This window comes from Couchioplanes azureus (genome assembly GCF_014648355.1).
GTDB lineage: Bacteria > Actinomycetota > Actinomycetes > Mycobacteriales > Micromonosporaceae > Actinoplanes > Actinoplanes azureus.
The window spans coordinates 324,020-343,538 of record NZ_BMQY01000004.1 but is presented as its reverse complement, the minus strand read 5'-3'; the positions used below and the strand labels follow the sequence as shown (position 1 = coordinate 343,538).

Here is a 19,519-nt window from a genome sequence, read left to right as displayed (position 1 = left end):
GGCGCCCCAGCTCAGCGGCGGTACGGCGCGGTGGCCCGGTCGACCACGTCGTCGGCGGGGCAGCGGCCGCGCATCACGTAGCGGTCGATGAAGGCCGCCACCGCGTCGCGCAGCTCCCGCGCGACGCCCAGCCGGGCGAGCGCCTCGTACGCCGCCACGAAGCACAGCCGCGCGGCGACGGCCAGCATCGGGTCGGTGAGGGCGTCGCGGGAGGCGCGTTCCCAGAGCCCGGGCGTGGTGCGCAGCGGCTCGGCGGCGGCGAGCGCCCGCGCCGCCGCCGTGGGGTCGTCCATCAGCGCGGCGATCACCGCGACCGGGACTCGCCAGCCGGCGCCCGGCTGGCGGTCGGCCACGTCGATCTCCAGGTGCCCGTGCGCGGCGACCGGGAACCGGACCGTCCCCAGGTGGCGGGCGAGGTCGGCGACGTCCGGGCGGCCGTCCGGCGCGGCCCGGGTCCACTCGCGGAAGGTCCGGGAGCCGCGGGCCACCGGCGCGTCCAGCACCCGGGCGGCCCAGTCGGCGCGCGGGTCGGGGCCGCACGGCGGCAGCCGGCGCAGCGCCTGGCGGTTGCTGCGCCAGCCGGTCGGCCGCCCGTGCCGCAGTGGGGAGTTGGCGAACGCGGCGGCCAGCACCGGCGCCAGCGCGTGCGCCAGGCTCCAGCGCCGGCGCAGCCCCAGCAGCCCGTCCTCGTCGAGGCCCGCCTCGAGCCCGACGCGCACGCCCGCGGTGGCCCAGCCCGCGGAGGCGCCCGGCGCCGCCGGGTCCACGGTGTCCGATGCCTCGTCGAGGACGGTCAGGCCGTGCCCGCCGAACAGCGGCTGCGGCAGCGGCAGGTCGTCGCCCAGGCGCGCGATCGCCGCGTCGATGCCCGGCGACGGCGGCCCGCTCACCACCGCGATCCGCGGCGAGCGCACGGTCACGAAGCCGTGGCGCAGGCGGGGACGCTCGGTGAGCAGCGAGCCGGTCAGCGAGCCGGGCAGGCCGGGCTGGGACAGCAACAGGTCCACGGCGGCGCCGACGAAGCCCGGCCGCGCGGGCGCGAACGCGCGGTCGGCGAGCAGCGTCTCGGCGGCTCGTTCGGTCAGCGGCAGCATGGACCCCATCATGGCCGGAATCCTACCGTGCCCATAGAGATTGTGGGTAGCGTCTCCCTTCGCATCGACGGGCTTGCATTGCCTAGCGGTCAAGTAGGTAGGGTGGGCCATGCGCAGACCCGTCCCCCTCGCCCTCGCCGCGACGCTGCTGGCCGGATCCCTCTCCGCCTGCCAGGGCGGCGGCGGTGGCGGCTCCTCGTCCGCCGCCTTCGACCCCGCGACCTGCCAGGGCGGGACGCTGTCGGTGCTCAACCAGGGCGGCATCACCCACCTCGACCCGGCCCGCCTCTACACTTCCGGGGGCGGCAACATCCCGTCACTGCTGTTCCGCACCCTCACCACCCGCAACCGGCTGCCCGGCGACGCCGGCACCAGGCCCGCCCCCGACCTCGCCACCGACCTGGGCACGCCGTCGGACGGCGCCCGGACCTGGACCTACCGGCTGCGCGACGACATCTTCTTCGAGGACGGCACGCCGATCACCGCCGCGGACGTCAAGTACGGCATCGAGCGCTCCTTCGCGCCCGAGCTGCCCGGCGGCGCGCCGTACCTGCGGGACTGGCTGGAAGGCGCCGCCGGATACCAGGGGCCCTACAAGCAGCCCGGGGGCCTGCGGGCCATCGAGACGCCGGACGACCGGACGATCGTCTTCCGGCTGCGCAAGCCCGAGGGCGACTTCCCGTACCTGGCCACGGCCACGCAGTTCGCGCCGGTGCCGAAGAGCAAGGACTCCGGCGTCGGCTACGAGAAGCACCCGATCTCGTCCGGGCCGTACATGGTGGCGGCGTACGAGCAGAAGAAGACCCTCTCCCTGGTCCGCAACCCGCACTGGAAGCGGTCGTCGGACTCGCTGCGGTACGCCTGCCCCGACAGGATCGAGGTGACCGCCGGCCTCGACGCCGCCGTCATCAACCAGCGGCTGAGCACCGGCGCCGGGGCCGACGCCAACGCCGTCACCACCGACGCGGTCGTCGGGCCCGAGCAGCTGGCCCAGCTCGGCACCGGGTCCGAGCTGGACCGCCGGGTGGCCCGCGGAGAGTTCCCGTCGACCACGTACCTCGCCTTCGACACCACCCAGAAGCCGTTCGACGACGTGCGGGTGCGCCAGGCGCTGTCGTACGCGGTCAACCGCACCTCGGTCGTCAACGCCCTCGGCGGCAGCGCGGTCGCCGGCCCCTCGACCACCTTCCTGCCCCCGCAGGCGGCGCTGGGCCACCAGCCCTACGACTACTTCCCGGCCGGTGACACCGGCAACCCGGCCAAGGCCAGGGAGCTGCTCGCCGCCGCCGGGCACAGCGGCCTCGCCATCGAGCTGGCCCACGAGAACGACGACGCGCAGGGCCTCGGCCCGAAGGTCGCCGCCGCCGTGCAGGAGGCGTTCAAGCAGGCCGGCGTGACCGTCACGCTGAACGCCATCGACAGCGCCACCTACCGCGACGTCACCGGCAAGCCGGCCACCCAGCCCGCGCTGTCGCTGCAGAGCTGGGGCGCCGACTGGCCCTCCGGCGGCCCGTTCCTGATCCCCGTCTTCGACGGCCGCCAGATCGTCACCGCGGGCGGCAACTTCAACCTCGCGCAGTACGACGACCCGGCCGTCAACGCCGAGATCGACGCGATCAACGCGCTCACCGACCCGGCCGCCGCCGCACCGCGCTGGGGCGCCCTGGACGCCAGGCTCGGCAAGCTCGCCCTGGTCATCCCGCTCACCCACCCCAAGGACGTCTACCTGTACGGCAAGAACGTGAAGAACGCCGTGCCGGACGGCTGGCGGGGCACCTACGACCTGGCCCGGGTCTCGGTCAAGTGACCGTCCTGCGCCGCCTGCTCGCCGACCGCGCCTTCCTCACCGGCGCGGTCGTCGCCGCGGTCATGGTGCTCGTCGCCCTGACCGCGCCCCTGCTGACCGCACTGTCCGGGCAGGACCCGACGACGTTCCACAGCGAACTGCTCGACTCGGCCCGCGGCGGCGTGCCGACCGGCCGCTTCGGCGGGATCAGCGGCGAGCACTGGCTCGGCGTCGAGCCCGGCACCGGCCGCGACCTCTTCGCCCGGGTCGTGCACGGCGCCCGGGTCTCGCTCGGCGTCGCGGTCTCGGCGCTGCTGCTGCAACTGCTGTTCGGCGTGGGCGTGGGCGTCGCCGCGGGTCTGGGCGGGCGCTGGGCCGACGCCGCCCTGAGCCGCCTGGCCGACCTGGTGCTCGCGTTCCCCAGCCTGGTGCTCGCCATCGCCCTGCTCGCCATCGTGCCGCAGAGCTGGCCCCGCCCGGCCCTGCTGGCCGTGGTCATCGCGGTGCTCGGGTGGGGCGGCATGGCCCGGATCACCCGGGGCGAGACGCTGTCGCTCAAGACCCGCGACTATGTGGCCGCCGCCCGGGTATCGGGGGCGGGGCCGCTGCGGGTGGCGCGCCGGGAGATCCTGCCCGGCCTGGCCGCGCCGGTGCTCGCGTACGCCGCCCTGGTGCTGCCCGCCAACATGATCGCCGAGGCCGGGCTGTCGTTCCTCGGCGTCGGGGTCCGGCCGCCGACGCCGTCCTGGGGGCAGATGCTCTCCAGCGCCACCACCTGGTTCCGCGCCGACCCCGCGTACGTCTGGATCCCCGGTGGTCTGCTCTTCCTCACCCTGCTCGCCTTCGTGCTGGTCGCCGACGGCGTCCGCTGCGTCCTCGACCCCCGCCAGAGCGAGCTGCTGCGGTGATCGGCTACCTGGTACGCCGCGGCGGCGGGGCCCTGCTCGTCCTGCTCGGACTCTCGGCCGTCGTGTACGGGCTGTTCTACCTGGCGCCGCAGGATCCCGCCGTGCTCACCTGCGGCAAGGGCTGCACCCCGGAACGCCTCGCCGAGGTCCGCGCCGCGATGGGCCTCGACCGGTCGGTGCCCGCCCAGTACGGCGAGTTCCTGCGCGGCCTGGTCCTCGGCCGCGACTATCCCGCCGGGCCGCAGGTCCGGCACTGCCCGGCGCCCTGCCTCGGCTACTCCTTCGAGACCGACCAGCCGGTCACCGCCCTGCTCGCCGACCGCCTGCCGGTCTCGGCGTCGCTGGCGCTCGGGGCGGAGGTCCTCTCGCTCGCCGTCGGCATCGGCGCCGGGCTGCTCTCCGGGCTGCGCCGCTTCCGGGTGCTCGACCGGTTCGTCAACGGCCTCGTCCTCGCCGGCTACGCCGTCCCGGTCTTCCTGGTCGGGCTCTTCCTGCTGATGCTCTTCTGCGTCCAGCTGCAGTGGCTGCCGTTCCCGACGTACGTGCCGTTCGGCACCGACCCGCTCGCCTGGGCGCAGAACCTGCTGCTGCCGTGGCTCGCCCTGGCCGTGATCCAGTCCGCCGCGTATGCCCGGCTCACCCGCGCCGGGGTGCGGCAGACCCTGGCGGAGGACCACGTGCGCACCGCCCGGGCGTACGGCTTCTCCGAGCGCCGCATCGTGTTCCGCCGGGCGCTGCGCGGCGCCCTGGTGCCGCTGGTCACCCTCACCGCCGTGGACGTCGCCGCCATCATGGCCAGCGCCGTGCTCACCGAGACCATGTTCGGCCTGCCCGGCGTCGGCCGGCTCCTGGTCGGCGCGGTCAACCAGATCGACCTGCCGGTCGTCGTCGGGGTCACCCTGCTCACCGGCTTCCTCGTCGTCGTGGCCAACGCCGTCGCCGACCTGCTGTACGCCGCCGTCGACCCGAGAGTGCACCTGCGATGACCCTGCTGTCGGTGCGCGACCTGCGGATCAGCTTCGGCGCGACCCGGGCGGTCGACGGCCTCTCGTTCGACCTGGCCGCGGGCGGCGCCCTGGGCCTGGTCGGCGAGTCCGGCTCCGGCAAGAGCGCGACCGCGCTGGCTCTGCTCGGTCTGCACCGCGGCGCCACCCTCGGCGGGCGGATCGACTTCGAGGGAACCGACCTCACCGCCGCCTCCGAACGGCAGCTGCGCGCGATCCGCGGCGCCGGGATCGCCATGGTCTTCCAGGAACCGCTCACCGCGCTCAGCCCCTTCCACACCGTCGGGGACCAGATCGCGGAGGTGTACCGGCTGCACACCGGCGCCACCCGCCGGGCCGCCCGGGAACGCGCGGTCGAGGTGCTCGGCCGGGTCCACATCCCGGAGCCGGCGCGGCGCGCGGGCGCGTACCCGCACCAGTTCTCCGGCGGCATGCGCCAGCGCGCCCTGATCGCCATGGCGCTGGCCTGCCGCCCCCGGCTGATCGTCGCCGACGAGCCGACGACCGCCCTCGACGTCACGGTGCAGGCGCAGATCCTCGACCTGCTCGACGAGGTCCGCACCACGACCGGCGCGGCCCTGCTGCTGATCAGCCACGACCTGGGCGTGGTGGCGGGGGCCACGGACTCGGTCGTGGTCATGCGCGGCGGCGTCGCGGTGGAGCAGGGGCCCACCGCCGCCGTGCTGACCACGCCGCGGGCCGCGTACACGAAGGACCTGCTCGCGGCCGTGCCCCGGCCCGGAGCGCCACGAACGGTCGCCGGCGAGCCGCTGCTGCGGCTGCGCGAGGTCCACAAGCACTTCCCGCAGCGGCGCCGCCGGTCCCTGCGCCGCCCGGCGCCGGTGCGCGCCGTCGCCGGCGTCACCCTCGACGTCCGCGAGGGCGAGACGCTCGGCGTCGTCGGCGAGAGCGGCACCGGCAAGACCACCCTGGCCCGGATGATGGTGGGCCTGGTCCGCCCCAGCGCCGGCACGATCACCTTCGCCGGCACGGACGTCGCGCGCCGGCGCGGCCGCTCGGTGCAGATGGTCTTCCAGGACCCGATGTCCTCGCTCAACCCCCGCCGCACGGTGGGGGAGAGCATCGCCGACCCGCTGCGCCTGCTCGGCGAGCCGGCGCCCCGGGCCCGGGTCGAGGACCTGCTGGTCCGCGTCGGCCTGACCCCGGCGGCCTACGACCGCTACCCGCACCAGCTTTCCGGCGGCATGCGCCAGCGCGTCGGCATCGCCCGGGCGCTGGCGCCGCGCCCCCGGCTGATCGTCTGCGACGAGCCGGTGTCCTCCCTCGACGTCACCACCCAGGCACAGGTGCTGGCGCTGCTCGAGGACGTGCGGCGCGAGTTCGGCCTGACGCTGGTCTTCGTGTCGCACGACCTCGCCGTGGTCCGCCAGATCTGCGACCGGGTGGCGGTCCTGCACGCCGGCGCGGTCGTGGAGCTGGGCGACGTGGCGCAGGTGTACGAACTGCCGCAGCACCCGTACACCCGGCAGCTGCTGGCGGCCGTGCCGGTCACCGACCCGCAGGAGGCCCGCCGGCGCCGGGACGCACGCCGGGCGCTCGCCGCACGCCCGTAGGCTGGGGCCATGGCCGACTGGTACGAGTCGCACCTCGATCGCAAGATCCGCGAGGCCCAGGAGCAGGGGCAGTTCGACGACCTGCCCGGGGCCGGCAAGCCGCTGAGCGACCACGGCCGCGAGTACGACGAGGACTGGTGGGTCAAGGACTGGCTGCGCCGCGAGGGCGCCACGTCCGGCGCGCTGCCACCCACGCTGGCGCTGCGCCGCGAGGCGCAGGACCTGCGGGAGACGGTCGACCGGCGCACGTCGGAGGCGGACGTGCGCCGGTACGTGACGGACCTGAACGAGCAGCTGCGCAAGGCCCGGGCCGGCCTGCTGGACGGCCCGCCGGTGCTGCTGCCGCCGCTGGACGCCGACGAGGTCGTCCGCGGGTGGCGCGAGCGCCGCGCGGGGCGCCCGTCCTAGGCCGTGCTGCCCGACGACCGCGCCGCGGCGCTGCGCAGCGCGGGATTGGAGATCGTCGCGGGAGCGCCCGAGGACGACACACAGCCGTTCGACGCGATGGTCGCCCGGAGCGACCACCTGTATGTCGAGTCACCCTCGTGGAGCACGGCGGCGTCGCCGGCTTCGAGCTGGAGGCCACCGCCGACACCGTCGCCGGGCCGCCGAGGCACTCTGACCGCGTGGTCGGATGAGTCCTAGGACTTCTCGGTCAGCTTGAGGGGCTCGGCGGTGAGGGTGTCGCAGCGGACGAAGGCCAGCTGGATCTTCACGTCGGTGAACCACAGGATCGGCAGCGTCAGCGGCGGCGGCTTGTCCGGGGTGAAGGTGACCGGGATGAGGCCGAAGAGCTTGCCCTGGAACCTCGGCGTGTAGAAGCGCACGTTGCCTTCGGTGATGAGCTCGTCGCTGTTGATCACCGTGCTCGCGGTGCCCTGCTCGGGGACGGTCAGCTGGAACGGCTTGGTCACCGTCTTCTTCATGCTGAACTTCAGGGCCTTGAGGGTGCCCTCCGCGGTCGGCAGGTCGATCACGCCGTCGTAGCTGGAGTTGTACATCGTCAGCGACTTGCTCTCGAGCGTGCCGCCGCGCATCGAGACCGTCGGCACGTCGTCCGGGCCGGCGACCTTGAAGACCCGGGGGCCCAGGCAGGGGATGTCCGGCAGGCTCGGCGTGGGCGAGGCCGACGCGGGCGTGGAGGCCGAGCCGGAGGGCGCGCCGGGCGCCGGCGCGCCCGGGGCGTCCGGCGCGGGCTGGCCGGGGGTCGTGCCCGCCGGATCGGCCGGCGTGGCCGGCTCGGCCGGGACCGGCGCGGAGGGCGCCGGGGCGGGCGCGGGCGGCGGAGCCGACGGCGGCGCGCTGGGCTCCGCGGCGGCCTCGGCGCCCTCGGCCGTCTTGCCGGCCTCCGTCGCCTCGGCCGCGTCCGCGGCGTCCCCGCCCTCGTCGTCGCCGAGGCCGAGCAGGTCACCGACGCCGTCGACGAGGTTGTTCCAGCCCTCGACGATGATGTTGCCGGATTCCCCGTCACCCTCCTCGGCGTCGTCCGCCTTCGCCGGCGCGCTGTCGCTCGGCGAGGACGGGGTGGCGCCGCGGCGGGCCGCCTGCGGTGCCGGTGCCTTGGTCGTGGCCGTCTTGGCCTTCGCCGGGGCGGAGGGGGAGAGCGAGGCGGCCGACTGCCGGGCCGCCTCCTTCTTGGCGGCCGCGGCCGGGCGGGACGGGAGGCCCTCCGGGCACTCCTCCTCCGCGCGGGCCGGGGTCCGGCCGCTCGTCACGACGATCGCGCCCACCACGAGCGGCACGATGCCGATGGCGAGCGCCTTGCGGGGCGCGTCGCCGAACCGCCGGGGATGCTGGCCGGGCTCGTCCGGTCGGGCCTCGCCGCCCGGGAAGCCGGGCACGATGCCGTGCTGGCCGTGCTGGCCGTGCTGGCCGTGCTGGCCGTGCTCACCGTGCTGGCCGGCCGGGCGCAGCACCGCGGTGTCGTCGAGGTCGGGCGCCCGGTCGTGCGGCGCCGGCGCGTCGCGCGGCGCCTGCGGCTGCGCCGGGTCACCGGCCGGTTCCGCCGGGTCGACGGCTTCGTCCACGTCGGCCGGGATCGCGATCTCGGGCTGCGGCCGCTGCGGCGTCCACGCGAGCACGAGGGCGCCGCCGAGGATGCCGATGAGCATGCCGACGGCGAAGCCGCCCAGGTTGAGCCCGATCAGCGAGTAGACCGCGGTCAGCAGTCCGAGGATGCCGTAGAAGACCCGCTGGCCGGGGGTGAACCAGCTCAGCAGGCCACAGAGCCACAACAGCAGGGGCAGCAGGTAGGACAGGAAGCCCTCCGGCCCGAAGTGGACCTGCAGGTCGCCCAGCGTCAGGTTGGCGCTGAGGAACAGCTCCAACCCGGCGAGCAGCAGCAGAAGCCCGCCCCAGAAGGGCCGGGTGCGCCGCCAGTGACGGAATCCGCCGCCGGCCGAGGTCCTTGGTGTTGCCACGTACTCCTCCAGTCAGGTGGTGCTGTGCCGCCCCGGCATGGGTGAGGCCCGCGGACGGTGCGTTCCGCGGGCCTCGGGTCGTGCGTCAGAAACACTCCGCCGGCGGCTTGCCGTCGGCACCGGGCAGGTTGACCTTCATGTTCAGCCCGCTCAGGGTGAACGTGCCGGCCGTGGTGGACACGGCCGTCTGGCGCAGGTCGGTGATGGTGACGTGCTTGGCCTCCTGGCCGAAGTCGCCCGGCTTGCCCTTGGCCGCCTTGCCGCCCAGGCCCAGCGTGCTGGCGTCCTGGCCGATGTTGATGTCGGTGAACTTCGCCTCGCCGCTCAGCTCGCTGACACCGATGACCAGGTCGGTGGCCTTGGCCGGCTTGCCGGCCTCCCGGCCCGCCCGGATGGTGAGGACGACGGGCAGACCCGGCGTCTTCACCGACTGGCACAGGTTGTACAACTCGGCGGAGGCGATACCCGAGACAGCGACGGGGATCTGCTTGCCGTTCACCGTGTCGTCATGACCGCCGTACTGCGCGAAGCCGTTGCCCTCGAGCCTGTCGGCGGAGATCTTGAACGCCTGACCTGAGACGGTGAACGAGGCCGCGAACGCCCCGTTGGCCATCCCGAAAACCAAGGCACCGGCAGCCGCGGCAGGCACCGCCGCCGCTACGGCGAAACGGCGCCAGTTGGTGCGACCGTAAGCCGGATCGCCTTGCGCATCCTTCACGGATCCTCCTCGTACATGATGGAACGGCCCGGCCGCCGTACGGTCCGCATCGCGGTCGACTCTGGTCGGTCCGGAAGTGAGACCCGTCAATGCGGCCGTGTGAACGTGGGGGGAATGTTGCCTCTACCGGGTGACGGGAACAAGGGGCTCCGCTACCGGCCGGTAACGTGCCCGACACAAAATCCGTTACCGACAGTGACTACTTTTCTCGCCCGGCCGTAAAAGATGTGTCGATACTGGACACAAGGGTCGGCAAAGTCACATGTGACCGTCACCACACGTACGCAAAGATCAAAGGTTACGGATAGATAACAACTTTCAGGAAGCTCACAGGTCTGTGCACTACCCGTGCGGCGAGCGCGAGTTCAGATGGCGGCCATCCGTGCCGAAATACCTCATGTCGGGACCACGCGAGGGCAGGGGCGGCGGCAGGTGAGCGCAGAGGAGCAGCGGCGCCTCGCGGCGTTGCACGAGTACCGCCTGCTCGACGCGCCCGCCGACGACGAGCTCGAGGCGGTCGTCCGGGTGGCCGCCATGGTGGCCGGCGTGCCGACCGCGACGCTGAACCTCATCGACGAGCACCGCCAGTGCCAGCTCACCACGACCGGCTTCGCCGGGGGCGACTCCCCGCGGAGCGACTCGATGTGCGCGGTACGGTTCCAGACCGGCGAGTTCACCTATGTGCCCGACGCCAGCGCCGACCCCACCTACGCCGCCAACCCCTGGGTCACCGGGCTGCTCGCCGACGTCCGGTTCTACGCCTCGGCGCCGCTGGTGACGCCGCAGGGCTACGCGCTGGGCACCCTGTGCGTCTTCGACTCGCAGCCGCGCGAGCTCAGCGAGGACCAGATCGCCCGCCTGAAGGACCTCGCCAAGGTGGTCCTCGCCCTGTTCGAGCGCCGCCGGCAGGCCCGGGTCAACGCCCAGCTGCTGGCCGAGGCCGAGGACCGCCGGCAGTTCACCAACGCGGTCCTGGACACCATCGACGTGGCCGTGATGGCCGCCGACCCGTCCGGCCGCGTGACCGTGTTCAACCGGACCGGGCGCGAGTGGCACTCGGACATGAGCCGGGAACCGGACGTCGCGCCCGAGCAGGTTGCCGAGCGCTACAAGTTGTTCCGCACCGACGGGGTCACGCCGCTGACGCCCGAGGAGGTGCCCCTCCTGCGCGCTCTGCGCGGCGGCACGGTCTCCGGTGCGGAGATCGTCATCCGGTCGCCCGGCACCGCGCCGCGGCATGTCGTCGTGGGCGGCCGGGGTCTGCGCTCCACGAGCGGCGCGCCGCTCGGCGCGGTCATCGCCATGACCGACGTGACCGCGGACCGGGCCCGGCGCCGGGCCCTGGAGAAGGCGCACACCGACCTCGCCGTCACCATCGCGGAGCTGCAGCGCTCGAACACCGAGCTGGAGCAGTTCGCCGGCGTGGTCAGTCACGACCTCGCCGCCCCGCTCGCGGTGGTCAACGGCTACCTCGAGCTGCTCGCCGACGAGTACCGCGAGCGCCTCGACGAGCAGGCCGACAAGTGGATAACCTCCGCCACCCGGGCGGTCGCGCGGATGCAGGAGCTGATCCGGGCGCTGCTGAGCTACGCCCGGGCCGGCAGCGAACCCTGCCGCCGCGAGAAGGCGAACCTCGGCGAGGTGGCCGAGCACGCGCTCCTGGACCTGCGGGACACCATCCGTACGGCCGGAGCCGAGGTCGTCGTCGCCGGCGAGATGCCGTGGCTCGCGCTCGACCCCACGCTGGTGCGCCAGCTCCTGCAGAACCTGGTCGGCAACGCGGTCAAGTACCGCCACCCGGACCGCCCGAGCCGGGTGACCGTGGCGGCGGAACCGCGCGGGACCGAGTGGCTGGTCACCGTGACCGACAACGGCATCGGCATCCCCGAGTCCGAGCGGCTGCGCGTCTTCGAGATGTTCGCGCAGCTCGGCGTGGCCGGGCGCGCGGGCCACGGCGTGGGCCTGGCCACCTGCCAGCGCATCGTCGAGCGCCACGGCGGCCACATCTGGGCCGACGGGGCACCCGGTGGCGGTACGACCATCGCCTTCACGCTCCCGGGCGCCTGACGTGGGCTCCATGCGCCGGCGCGCGAACGCCGCCTTCCTCACCCTCCTGACGCTGTTCGCCGCGGTCGTGGTGCTCCAGCTCGTGGTCGGCGATCGGCTACGGGTCGCGCAGGCCGGCCGCGCCGCCCGGCTCGAGCAGGCCCGCGACGCCAACACCGCGGTGCTGCAGCACCTGACCGACGCCGAGACCGGCGTCCGCGGCTTCCAGCTCACCGGCGTGCGGGACTTCCTGGAACCGTACGACCGGGGCCGGGCCTCCGCCTTCACCTCCTTCGACGCGGTCGCCACCACCACCGCCGACCCGGGCGTACGGCGCCTGCTCGCCGCGGAGCGGACGGCCGCGTCGCAGTGGCTGAACGCGTACGCGACACCGATCGTCGTCGCCGGCACCGCGGCCCCCGAGTTCTCCCACACCGAACGCGGCAAGCAGCTGTTCGACCAGTTCCGCACGGCCAACGCCGCGGTCGACGCCGCGCTGGCGAACCTGCAGGAGAAGAACGCCGCGGCCGCCCGGCGCGAGTCCGGCATCGCGCAGCTGATCTTCGCCGTGCTGGGCGCGGCGGTGCTCGCCGTGGCGCTGGTGGCGGGCGCGTGGGGACGCCGCTTCCTGCTCGCACCGCTGGAGCACCTGCGGGAGACCCTCGACCGGCTCGCCGGCGGCGAGTGGTCCGCGCGGGCGGTCCCGTCCGGGCCGGGGGAGATCCGCGCCGTGATCGGCACGCTCAACCGCCTCGCCGCCGAGACCGAGCGCCTGCACGCGGCCGACCTGGCCCGGCTGCGACGCACGGAGCTGCGCGCGGCGGTCGCCGGCGTGCTGCGCGACAGCCACGACGCCGCGCGGGGGGCCGCCCGGGTGGCGGAGCTGATCGGTGTGGCCCTCGGCGCGGACGCCGTCCACGGCAGCAGCAGGATCGCCGCGGCCGGGCTGGTCGAGGCCCACTGGCCGCCCGGAACGCCGCCGCTGCCGGTGTCCGCCCTGGTGGACGTCATCGCCGCCGAGCCCGGCACCGTCACGGACGTCCCGCAGGTGCCGGGCGCGCTCGCCGTCTCGCTCGGCGGCGACGCCGAGCATCCGCCCGGCTTTCTCTGCGTCGTCCACGGTGACCGGCCCGGGTGGAGTGCCGAGGACCGGCGCCTGCTGGCCACGATCGCCCGGGAGATCGACCATTTCGTGCGCCAGCACCGGCTCCGCGAGCGCCAGGAGAAGCTCATCACCGAGCTGCGCGTGCTCGACGAGCGCAAGGACGCCTTCGTCGCCACGGTCACGCACGAGCTGAGGACTCCGCTGGCGAGCATCCTCGGGTACGCGGAGATGCTGACCGAGGGCGACGCCGGCGACCTGGCGCCGATGCAGCAGCGCGGTCTGGAGGCGATCCTGCGCAACGCGCACCGGCTGCACGACACGGTGTCCGACCTGCTCGTGCTCGACCCGAGCCAGCGCCCGGCCACCGACCACGCCGTCGCCGTGGACCTCGCCGCCGTGGCCTCGGCCGTGCACGCGCAGGTGGCGCCGGCGGCCGGCGGCCGGGACGTCGCGCTGAGCGGCCAGACCGAGGCCGTCTGGGTGGACGGCGACCCCCGCCGGCTCGAACGTGCCCTGCGCAACCTGCTCGACAACGCGGTCAAGTTCACTCCTGCGGGCGGCCGGGTCGACTATCGCGTCCACGCCGAGGGGGGGCAGGGCGGTCGTGGTGGTGACGGACACCGGCATCGGCATCCCGGACGGCGACCTGCCCGGGATGTTCACCCCGTTCCACCGCGGCGCCAACGCCATGGACCGCGCGGTGCAGGGCTCGGGCCTCGGGCTGGCCATCGTGCGCACCATCGTCACCGAGCACGGCGGCACGGTGGCGGTGGAGTCGAAGCTCGACCAGGGCAGCACCTTCACCATCACGCTGCCGCTGCGGCCGCCGCCCTCCTGAGGCCCGCCGGTGCCGCGCACTACCGGCATGCACCACGACCGGCAACCGAGCTGCAACCGACCGTGGTGAAGCTGGAGTCTCCCCTGAACCGAGGAGTACCGCTCACATGCGTATGCGCCGTACCGCTGTTGCCGCCCTGCTTGCCACCGGGATCGTCGTTCCCGCCGTGTCGACCGCCGCCATCGCGGTTGCGAAGTCGCCGGCCTCGTCGTCGGCGTCGGCGTCGAAGGGTGGCGCGAAGCCGAAGCCGTCCAGCACGCCGAAGTCCACCACCTCGACCAAGACCACGACGACCAAGACCACGAAGACCACCAAGCCCGTCAAGGCGGTGCGCTTCCAGGCCTCCGGCACCGTCAGCGCCGTCGACGCCGCGACCGGAGCCGTGACGCTGAAGACCAAGGTCACGGTCAAGAAGGGCAAGAAGACCACCAAGAAGACCGTCGTCACCAGCGTCGTCGTCGCCGAGAAGGCGATGGTCGTGGTGAACGGCAAGAAGGGCACGCTCGCCCTCGTCGCCGTGGGCCACCGGATCGTCGTGAGCGGCACCCGCAGCGGCGCCGTCTACACCGCCACCAAGGTGGTGACGTCGGGCAAGGTGGTCACGCCCAAGCCGGCCCCCACGCCGGAGCCGACCACCGAGCCGACGGACGGCCCGACGACCGAGCCGACCACCGAGCCGACGGACGCCCCGACGACCGAGCCCACCACCGAGCCGACGGACGCCCCGACCGAGGAGCCCTCGAGCGAGCCGACCGTGTCGCCGACGCCCGAGCCGGGCGCCGAGGACTGAGCGCCGGCACCATCTGCGTCCCGAACACACCGCGGCCGCCCGGATCATCCGGGCGGCCGCGGTGTTCGTCCGGCACGCGGTGCCGAGCGGTCAGCCCTTGACGCTGCCGGCGAGCAGGCCGCGGACGAAGTACCGCTGCAGCAGCAGGAAGATCGTCACCGGGACCAGGATGGAGACGAAGGCCCCCGCCGACAGCAGGTGCCACGCCGTGCCCCGGGTGCCGCTCAGGTTGGCCAGCGCCACGGTGACCGGGGCGACCGCGTCGCCGCCACCGGCGAAGGTGAGGGCGACCAGCAGGTCGTTCCACACCCAGAGGAACTGGAAGATGCCGAACGCGGCCAGTGCCGGGCGCAGCAGCGGCAGCAGCACCTTGAAGAAGATCGACACGTGGCCGGCGCCGTCCATGCGGGCCGCCTCCAGCAGGGTCGAGGGCACCTCCCGCATGAAGTTGTGCAGCAGGTAGATGGCCAGCGGCAGGCCGAAGATGGAGTGCGACAGCCAGATCGTCCAGAAGGTGTTCGCCAGGCCCGCGTCCACGTAGAGGGTGAGCAGCGGGATCAGCGTCACCTGCAACGGCACGATCTGCAGGGCGAAGATCACCAGGAACAGGATGTTGCGGCCCGGGAACTTCATCCAGGCGAAGGCGTACGCCGCGATCGTCGCCAGGGTCAGCGGGATGAGCACCGAGGGAATGGTGATCACCAGCGAGTTGACGAAGTACGCGCCCAGCCCGGCCCCGCTCTCCGAGTCGAGCACGGCGCGGTAGTTGTCCAGCGTGAGCTTCGGGTCGGTGAAGAACGTCCACCAGCCGGTCGTCTTGATCGCCCGCTCGGGGCGGAAGGACGACACGAGCAGGCCGAAGGTCGGCAGGGTCCACAGCACCGCGATGACGATCGCCGCCAGCGAGGCCCACGGCGAGCTGAGCTTGCGCTTCGCGACGGCCGCCGCGGAGGGCTGCCCGGCCGCGACCGGCACGGCGGCCGCGGGTGGGGTGGTGGTGGTCATAGCGCCTCCGATCGGCGGAGCTGCCGGATGTTGTAGACGACGATCGGGATCACCAGCAGGAACAGCAGGACCGCGAGCGCCGCGCCCAGGCCCTGGTTGTCGCTGCGGAAGCTCTGGCTGTAGAACTCGTTGGCGACGACGCTGGTGTCGAACTGGCCGCCGGTGGCCGTCCGCACGATGTCGAAGACCTTGAGCGTGCCGATGCCGATGGTGGTCAGCACCACGACCACCGCCGGCCGGATCGCCGGCAGGGTGACGAAGCGGAACATGCCCCAGGCGGTGACGCCGTCGAGCCGGGCGGCCTCGACGATGTCGTCCGGGATCGCCTTGATGGCCGCGGAGAGCACGGTCATCGCGAAGCCGGCCTGGATCCAGATCATGATCACGATCAGCAGGAACGTGTTCAGCGGCGAGTCGACCAGCCATTGCTGGGGCTTGCCGCCGAACCACACCAGGATCTGGTTGAGCAGACCGATCTGCTTCACGTTGCCCTGGTCGGGCCGGTACTCGTAGACGAACTTCCAGATGATCGACGCGCCGACGAAGGAGATCGCCATGGGCAGGAAGACCAGCGCCTTGGCCGCCGACTCGAACGGCGACTTGTCGACCAGGATGGCGTAGAGCAGGCCGACGGCGGTGGCCACGAACGGCGTGACGACGACCCAGAACACCGTGTTGCGCAGCACCGTGAGCTGGTCGGCGTCGGTGAAGATGGTCTGGTAGTTGTCCAGCCCGATGAACGCCTTGCCGGCGGCGTCGAAGAACGACTGGTAGATCGTGCGCAGGCCCGGATAGACCAGGCCGACCAGCAGCATGAGCAGGGTCGGGGCGAGATAGGCGTACGCGACCCAGCGGTCGGCGCGGCGGCCGCGGAACAGGGTGGCGACGAACAGGATGACGCCCACGACCGCGGCGAAGAGCAGGATCGCGGCGAGCATCAGCCCGATCTTCGCGGTGTTGGTCTCGGCGGTTAACACGCGACCCGTACCTCCTTGAAGGGCCAGCGGGGCCGGTCACCTCGCGGCGACCGGCCCCGGGGATGGTTCTAGATCACTTGGGCCACGCGTTCTCGATGTTGTTCACGGTGGTCTTGGTGTCCTGACCGGTGATCCAGCTCGTCGTCTGCTTCCAGAACGCGTTCGAGCCGATCGCGGCCGGCATCTGGTCCGAGCCGTCGAACCGGAACACGGTGTTCGGGTCCTTCAGGATGGTCGCGGCCAGCTTGTCGATGGGGTTGCTCAGGTTGTTGGGGTCGATGCCCTTGTTGGCGCTGACCCAGCCCTGCGAGACCTTGGCCTTGTTGTTGGCCCAGGTGTCGGTGGACAGGTACGTCTGGAAGGCCTTGACCTCGGGCCGGTCGGCGAACGCCAGGTTGAACTCGCCGCCGCCGAGCACCGGCTTGCTGCTGGCGTCCTTGCCGGGCAGGTAGAACGCGAAGACGTCGCCGTCCTCGGCCACCTTGACGTCCTTCGGGAAGTTCGCCGCGTAGAAGCTCGCCTGACGGTGCAGGGAGCAGGTGTTGCCGTCGACGATGGGCAGGCCGGCGTCCTGGAACGTCGTGGTCGCGATGCTCTTGACGTCGCCGAGGCCGCCGTTGACGTACTTGTCGTTCTTCAGGTACGCGCCGACCGCGTCCAGGGCCGCGGTGGACTCGGGGCCGTTGAACGGGATCTGGTGGTTGACCCACTTGTCGTACGTCTCCGGCCCGGAGAGCCGGAGCATGAAGTCCTCCATCCAGTCGGTGATCGGCCAACCCGTGGCCTCACCGCTGGCGATGCCGGCGCACCACGGCTTGCGGCCGCCGTCCGCGGCGATCTTGTCGCTCAGCTCCTTGAGCTGGTCCAGCGTGGTCGGGACCTGGTAGCCCTTCTCCTTGAACTCGGTGGGCGAGTACCAGACCAGGGACTTGACGCTGGCGCCCGACGGCGCGGCGTAGAACTTGCCGTCGACCGTGGCGTAGCCCTTCCAGTCCTTGCCCCAGAACTTGTCGACGTTGGCGGCGACCTCGGCCGGCGCCTCGACGGCCTTGCCGGTGGCGACGAGCTGCTTGAGCAGGCCCGGCTGCGGCACGATCGCGATGTCCGGCGGGTTGCCGGCCTTGGCCTGCACGAGGACCTGGGTCTCGAAGGACTTGTCGCCCTGGTACACGATGTCGACGCCGGTGCAGTCCTCGAACGGCTTGTACGAGTCCGTGTACGCCTTGTCCTCCGGCGTCACGATGCTTGCGAACACGGTGACCTTCTTGCCCTTCAGGTCGCCGTACGAGCTGAAGGCCGAGCAGTCGATGGACTGCTTCGCCGTGGAATCGTCGTCCGAGTCGCCGCCGCCGCCACAGGCGGCCAGGCCGACCACCAGGCCGACGCCCAGTGTGCCGGCGAGCGCGCCCCGCAGACGCTGACTCCTGGATTGACCGAACATGCCTCTCCCTATGTCACATCACGCCGGTGCGTGACAAAACCGTCACTGTCTCCGGTTCCCCCGGCTGTCAGTCAAGAGCGGGCGGCGGGCTTTCGCAATGTTTCCGATTGATCAAGCAAGTAACGATTCGGCACCGGAGCGGCCGGAGAGTTGGCAGCTTAATAAAACGTAAGGTGCCTTTGCGCTGACCAGGGGCAATAATCCAGTTATCAAGATCGATGCGTGAGGCTTGCCGTGACCGCAAGAATTTTCACGTCCGAACGGCTGGCGACAGCGGGCGTCCGCATGGTGTATCCGCGCGCGCCGAGGTCACGTCACGAAGCCGTCCGGTGGTCCCGGCGGCTCCGCCGTCATCGGTTCCCGGGCATGCCGAAGGGGCCCCGTCGCCGTGCGCGGGGCCCCTTCGGCGCGGATCACTGCCGCGGCGTGCGGTCCCGGTACGTCCAGCTGGCGTCGCCCAGCGCCGAGCGGCGCTGCCGCGGGACGCGCCCGGTGCCGTGCGCATCGCCCGCGGCCGGCGCCGGGGCGGGGGCCGGGGCGCTCGAGGGGGTGCCGCCGAACGCCGGCCGCTGCTGGCCGGCCGGGGCGCCGCCGAACGCCGGCTGCTGCGCGGCGGCCGGGGTGCCGCCGAACGCCGGTCGCTGCGCGGCGGCCGGGGTGCGCTCGCCGTGCCGGGCGCGGGCGGCCAGGTAGGCGGCCGCCTCGCGGTCCTCGTCGGTCGGGATGGCCATCAGTGCGGACACCAGGCCGAGGATGGCGAAGATCGCGGCGAGGCCGATCGGGATGAGCAGCGACGATCCGGTCACGCCGGCCGGGGAGCCGTCGGGGGCGCCGGAGCGCACCGACATCGCCGCCATGCCGGTGTAGTGCATGCCGTTGACGGCGATGCCCATCACCAGGGCGCCGACGGCGATCGCGGCCGGCCGCCGGACCGTGGCGGTGAGCCAGAGCGCCGCGGTGGCCGCCACGACGGCGACGAGCACGGAGGCGGCGACCTTCGTCGTGTCGTACAGGATCTCGCCGTTGAGGTGCACGCCCTCCATGCCCACGTAGTGCATCCCGGCGACGCCCAGCCCGGCGAGCAGGCCGCCGGCGAGCAGTCGCAGGGTGCGGGCCCGTTCCCCGCCGAAGACGACCAGCAGGCCGGCACCGACCGCCACGATCGCCAGGCCCGCGCTGGCGGCGGTCATGCCGGGGTCGTACCGGATCGGCGTGCCCACCACGTCGAAGCCCAGCATGCCCACGAAGTGCATGGTCCAGATGCCGGTGCCGCCGATGGCGACCGCGGAGAGCATGAGCCACCAGGCGCGGCCGCCGCCGGTCCGGGCCGCGCGCAGGCGCGTCGCACACATCAGTCCGAGCAGCGAGCCGAGCACCGACAGCAGGTAGCTGGCGGTCGGCGTGACCCAGCCGTGCTCGAAGTGGTGGATCTCCATGTCGGTCATCTCCTGCGAAAGTGCGTACCGATGCATCGTGCCGGGTGCGGAGCGACCTTGGGCAATCAGCGAGGGGATATTAGGGCAGAACCGGCCGTTGGGACGAGGCGCCGGCGCCCTTCCGGATGATCACATAGGTGATCTCCACCTCCCGATCGCCCGCCGTCGATGCCGATCGGGCCGCCGCGGCCGTCGCCGCGCCCCCGGCGACGGTCCGCGCCGCGTCCACCTGGCGGGAAGGCGGCCGCCTCCGGAGGCGATACGACCGCCTTCGGGTAACCTTGTGCGCCAGGCCGAGGGGCGCTGCGACGGGGACAACCCGCCACGCTCGGACTGGAAACACCGACACAAGGGCGCCTCCGAGATTTCCGCGGAGG

Annotated in this window: 15 protein-coding genes and 1 riboswitch; of the genes, 8 read left to right on the top strand and 7 right to left on the bottom strand. The window is 72.9% G+C overall.

Annotated elements, in window-relative coordinates:
* Positions 1 to 11: 11 nt before the first annotated feature.
* Positions 12 to 1,106 carry a glutamate-cysteine ligase family protein gene (locus IEY99_RS16720; RefSeq protein WP_189204193.1) on the bottom strand — a complete coding sequence of 365 codons (1,095 nt, stop codon included), beginning with the start codon at positions 1,104 to 1,106 and terminating at the stop codon, positions 12 to 14.
* 97 nt (positions 1,107 to 1,203) lie between these two features.
* On the opposite strand from IEY99_RS16720, the gene IEY99_RS16715 reads away from it, so the two are divergent.
* The 5 genes from IEY99_RS16715 to IEY99_RS16695 are packed head-to-tail and all read left to right on the top strand — an operon-like array spanning position 1,204 to position 6,774.
* On the top strand, positions 1,204 to 2,901 hold the full coding sequence (locus IEY99_RS16715; RefSeq protein ID WP_189204191.1) for an ABC transporter substrate-binding protein: 1,698 nt from the start codon (positions 1,204 to 1,206) through the stop codon (positions 2,899 to 2,901).
* Entirely contained in the window at positions 2,898 to 3,788 is an 891-nt protein-coding gene (locus IEY99_RS16710; protein WP_229798803.1) for an ABC transporter permease, read from the top strand. The genes IEY99_RS16715 and IEY99_RS16710 overlap by 4 nt, the downstream gene beginning before the upstream one ends.
* Complete coding sequence (locus tag IEY99_RS16705) at positions 3,785 to 4,774, top strand: ABC transporter permease (RefSeq protein ID WP_189204189.1); 990 nt, start codon at positions 3,785 to 3,787, stop codon at positions 4,772 to 4,774. Before IEY99_RS16710 ends, IEY99_RS16705 begins: the two co-directional genes overlap by 4 nt.
* Positions 4,771 to 6,366, top strand: coding sequence for a dipeptide ABC transporter ATP-binding protein (locus IEY99_RS16700; protein ID WP_189204187.1), 1,596 nt, complete (start codon positions 4,771 to 4,773; stop codon positions 6,364 to 6,366). Before IEY99_RS16705 ends, IEY99_RS16700 begins: the two co-directional genes overlap by 4 nt.
* 9 nt (positions 6,367 to 6,375) lie before the next feature.
* Positions 6,376 to 6,774 carry a DnaJ family domain-containing protein gene (locus IEY99_RS16695; protein WP_189204185.1) on the top strand — a complete coding sequence of 133 codons (399 nt, stop codon included), beginning with the start codon at positions 6,376 to 6,378 and terminating at the stop codon, positions 6,772 to 6,774.
* Positions 6,775 to 7,007: 233 nt separating this feature from the next.
* Here IEY99_RS16695 and IEY99_RS16690 read toward each other — a convergent pair whose 3' ends face one another.
* Both IEY99_RS16690 and IEY99_RS16685 read right to left on the bottom strand, forming a co-directional pair.
* A complete protein-coding gene (locus IEY99_RS16690; protein WP_189204182.1) occupies positions 7,008 to 8,786 on the bottom strand; it encodes a DUF6114 domain-containing protein in 1,779 nt (592 codons plus the stop codon).
* 85 nt (positions 8,787 to 8,871) lie between these two features.
* Complete coding sequence (locus IEY99_RS16685) at positions 8,872 to 9,504, bottom strand: DUF6230 family protein (protein ID WP_189204180.1); 633 nt, start codon at positions 9,502 to 9,504, stop codon at positions 8,872 to 8,874.
* Between the two features lie 432 nt (positions 9,505 to 9,936).
* Here IEY99_RS16685 and IEY99_RS16680 point away from each other — a divergent pair, with 432 nt between their 5' ends.
* From IEY99_RS16680 to IEY99_RS16670, 3 genes are read left to right on the top strand one after another with little or no spacing between them, the layout of a single operon-like run.
* Complete coding sequence (locus IEY99_RS16680; protein WP_229798801.1) at positions 9,937 to 11,571, top strand: sensor histidine kinase; 1,635 nt, start codon at positions 9,937 to 9,939, stop codon at positions 11,569 to 11,571.
* Positions 11,572 to 11,581: 10 nt separating this feature from the next.
* Positions 11,582 to 13,879: a CHASE3 domain-containing protein gene (locus IEY99_RS35370; RefSeq protein WP_189204176.1), complete on the top strand. Its 2,298-nt coding sequence runs from the start codon at positions 11,582 to 11,584 to the stop codon at positions 13,877 to 13,879.
* Complete coding sequence (locus tag IEY99_RS16670) at positions 13,822 to 14,283, top strand: hypothetical protein (protein WP_189204174.1); 462 nt, start codon at positions 13,822 to 13,824, stop codon at positions 14,281 to 14,283. Before IEY99_RS35370 ends, IEY99_RS16670 begins: the two co-directional genes overlap by 58 nt.
* Positions 14,284 to 14,373: 90 nt before the next feature.
* Here IEY99_RS16670 and IEY99_RS16665 read toward each other — a convergent pair whose 3' ends face one another.
* The 4 genes from IEY99_RS16665 to IEY99_RS16650 all read right to left on the bottom strand — a co-directional run bounded on the left by IEY99_RS16665 (position 14,374) and on the right by IEY99_RS16650 (position 19,151).
* Entirely contained in the window at positions 14,374 to 15,288 is a 915-nt protein-coding gene (locus tag IEY99_RS16665; RefSeq protein ID WP_189204172.1) for a carbohydrate ABC transporter permease, read from the bottom strand.
* A complete protein-coding gene (locus IEY99_RS16660) occupies positions 15,285 to 16,226 on the bottom strand; it encodes a carbohydrate ABC transporter permease (protein WP_189204824.1) in 942 nt (313 codons plus the stop codon). Before IEY99_RS16660 ends, IEY99_RS16665 begins: the two co-directional genes overlap by 4 nt.
* A 112-nt stretch (positions 16,227 to 16,338) precedes the next feature.
* Positions 16,339 to 17,706 carry an ABC transporter substrate-binding protein gene (locus tag IEY99_RS16655; RefSeq protein WP_189204170.1) on the bottom strand — a complete coding sequence of 456 codons (1,368 nt, stop codon included), beginning with the start codon at positions 17,704 to 17,706 and terminating at the stop codon, positions 16,339 to 16,341.
* Between the two features lie 413 nt (positions 17,707 to 18,119).
* The gene (locus tag IEY99_RS16650) at positions 18,120 to 19,151 is read right to left on the bottom strand and encodes an MHYT domain-containing protein (RefSeq protein ID WP_229798799.1); all 1,032 of its coding nucleotides are present in this window, start codon (positions 19,149 to 19,151) and stop codon (positions 18,120 to 18,122) included.
* 280 nt (positions 19,152 to 19,431) lie between these two features.
* A riboswitch (S-adenosyl-L-homocysteine riboswitch) is annotated at positions 19,432 to 19,508 on the top strand.
* The last annotated feature ends 11 nt before the right edge of the window (positions 19,509 to 19,519 follow it).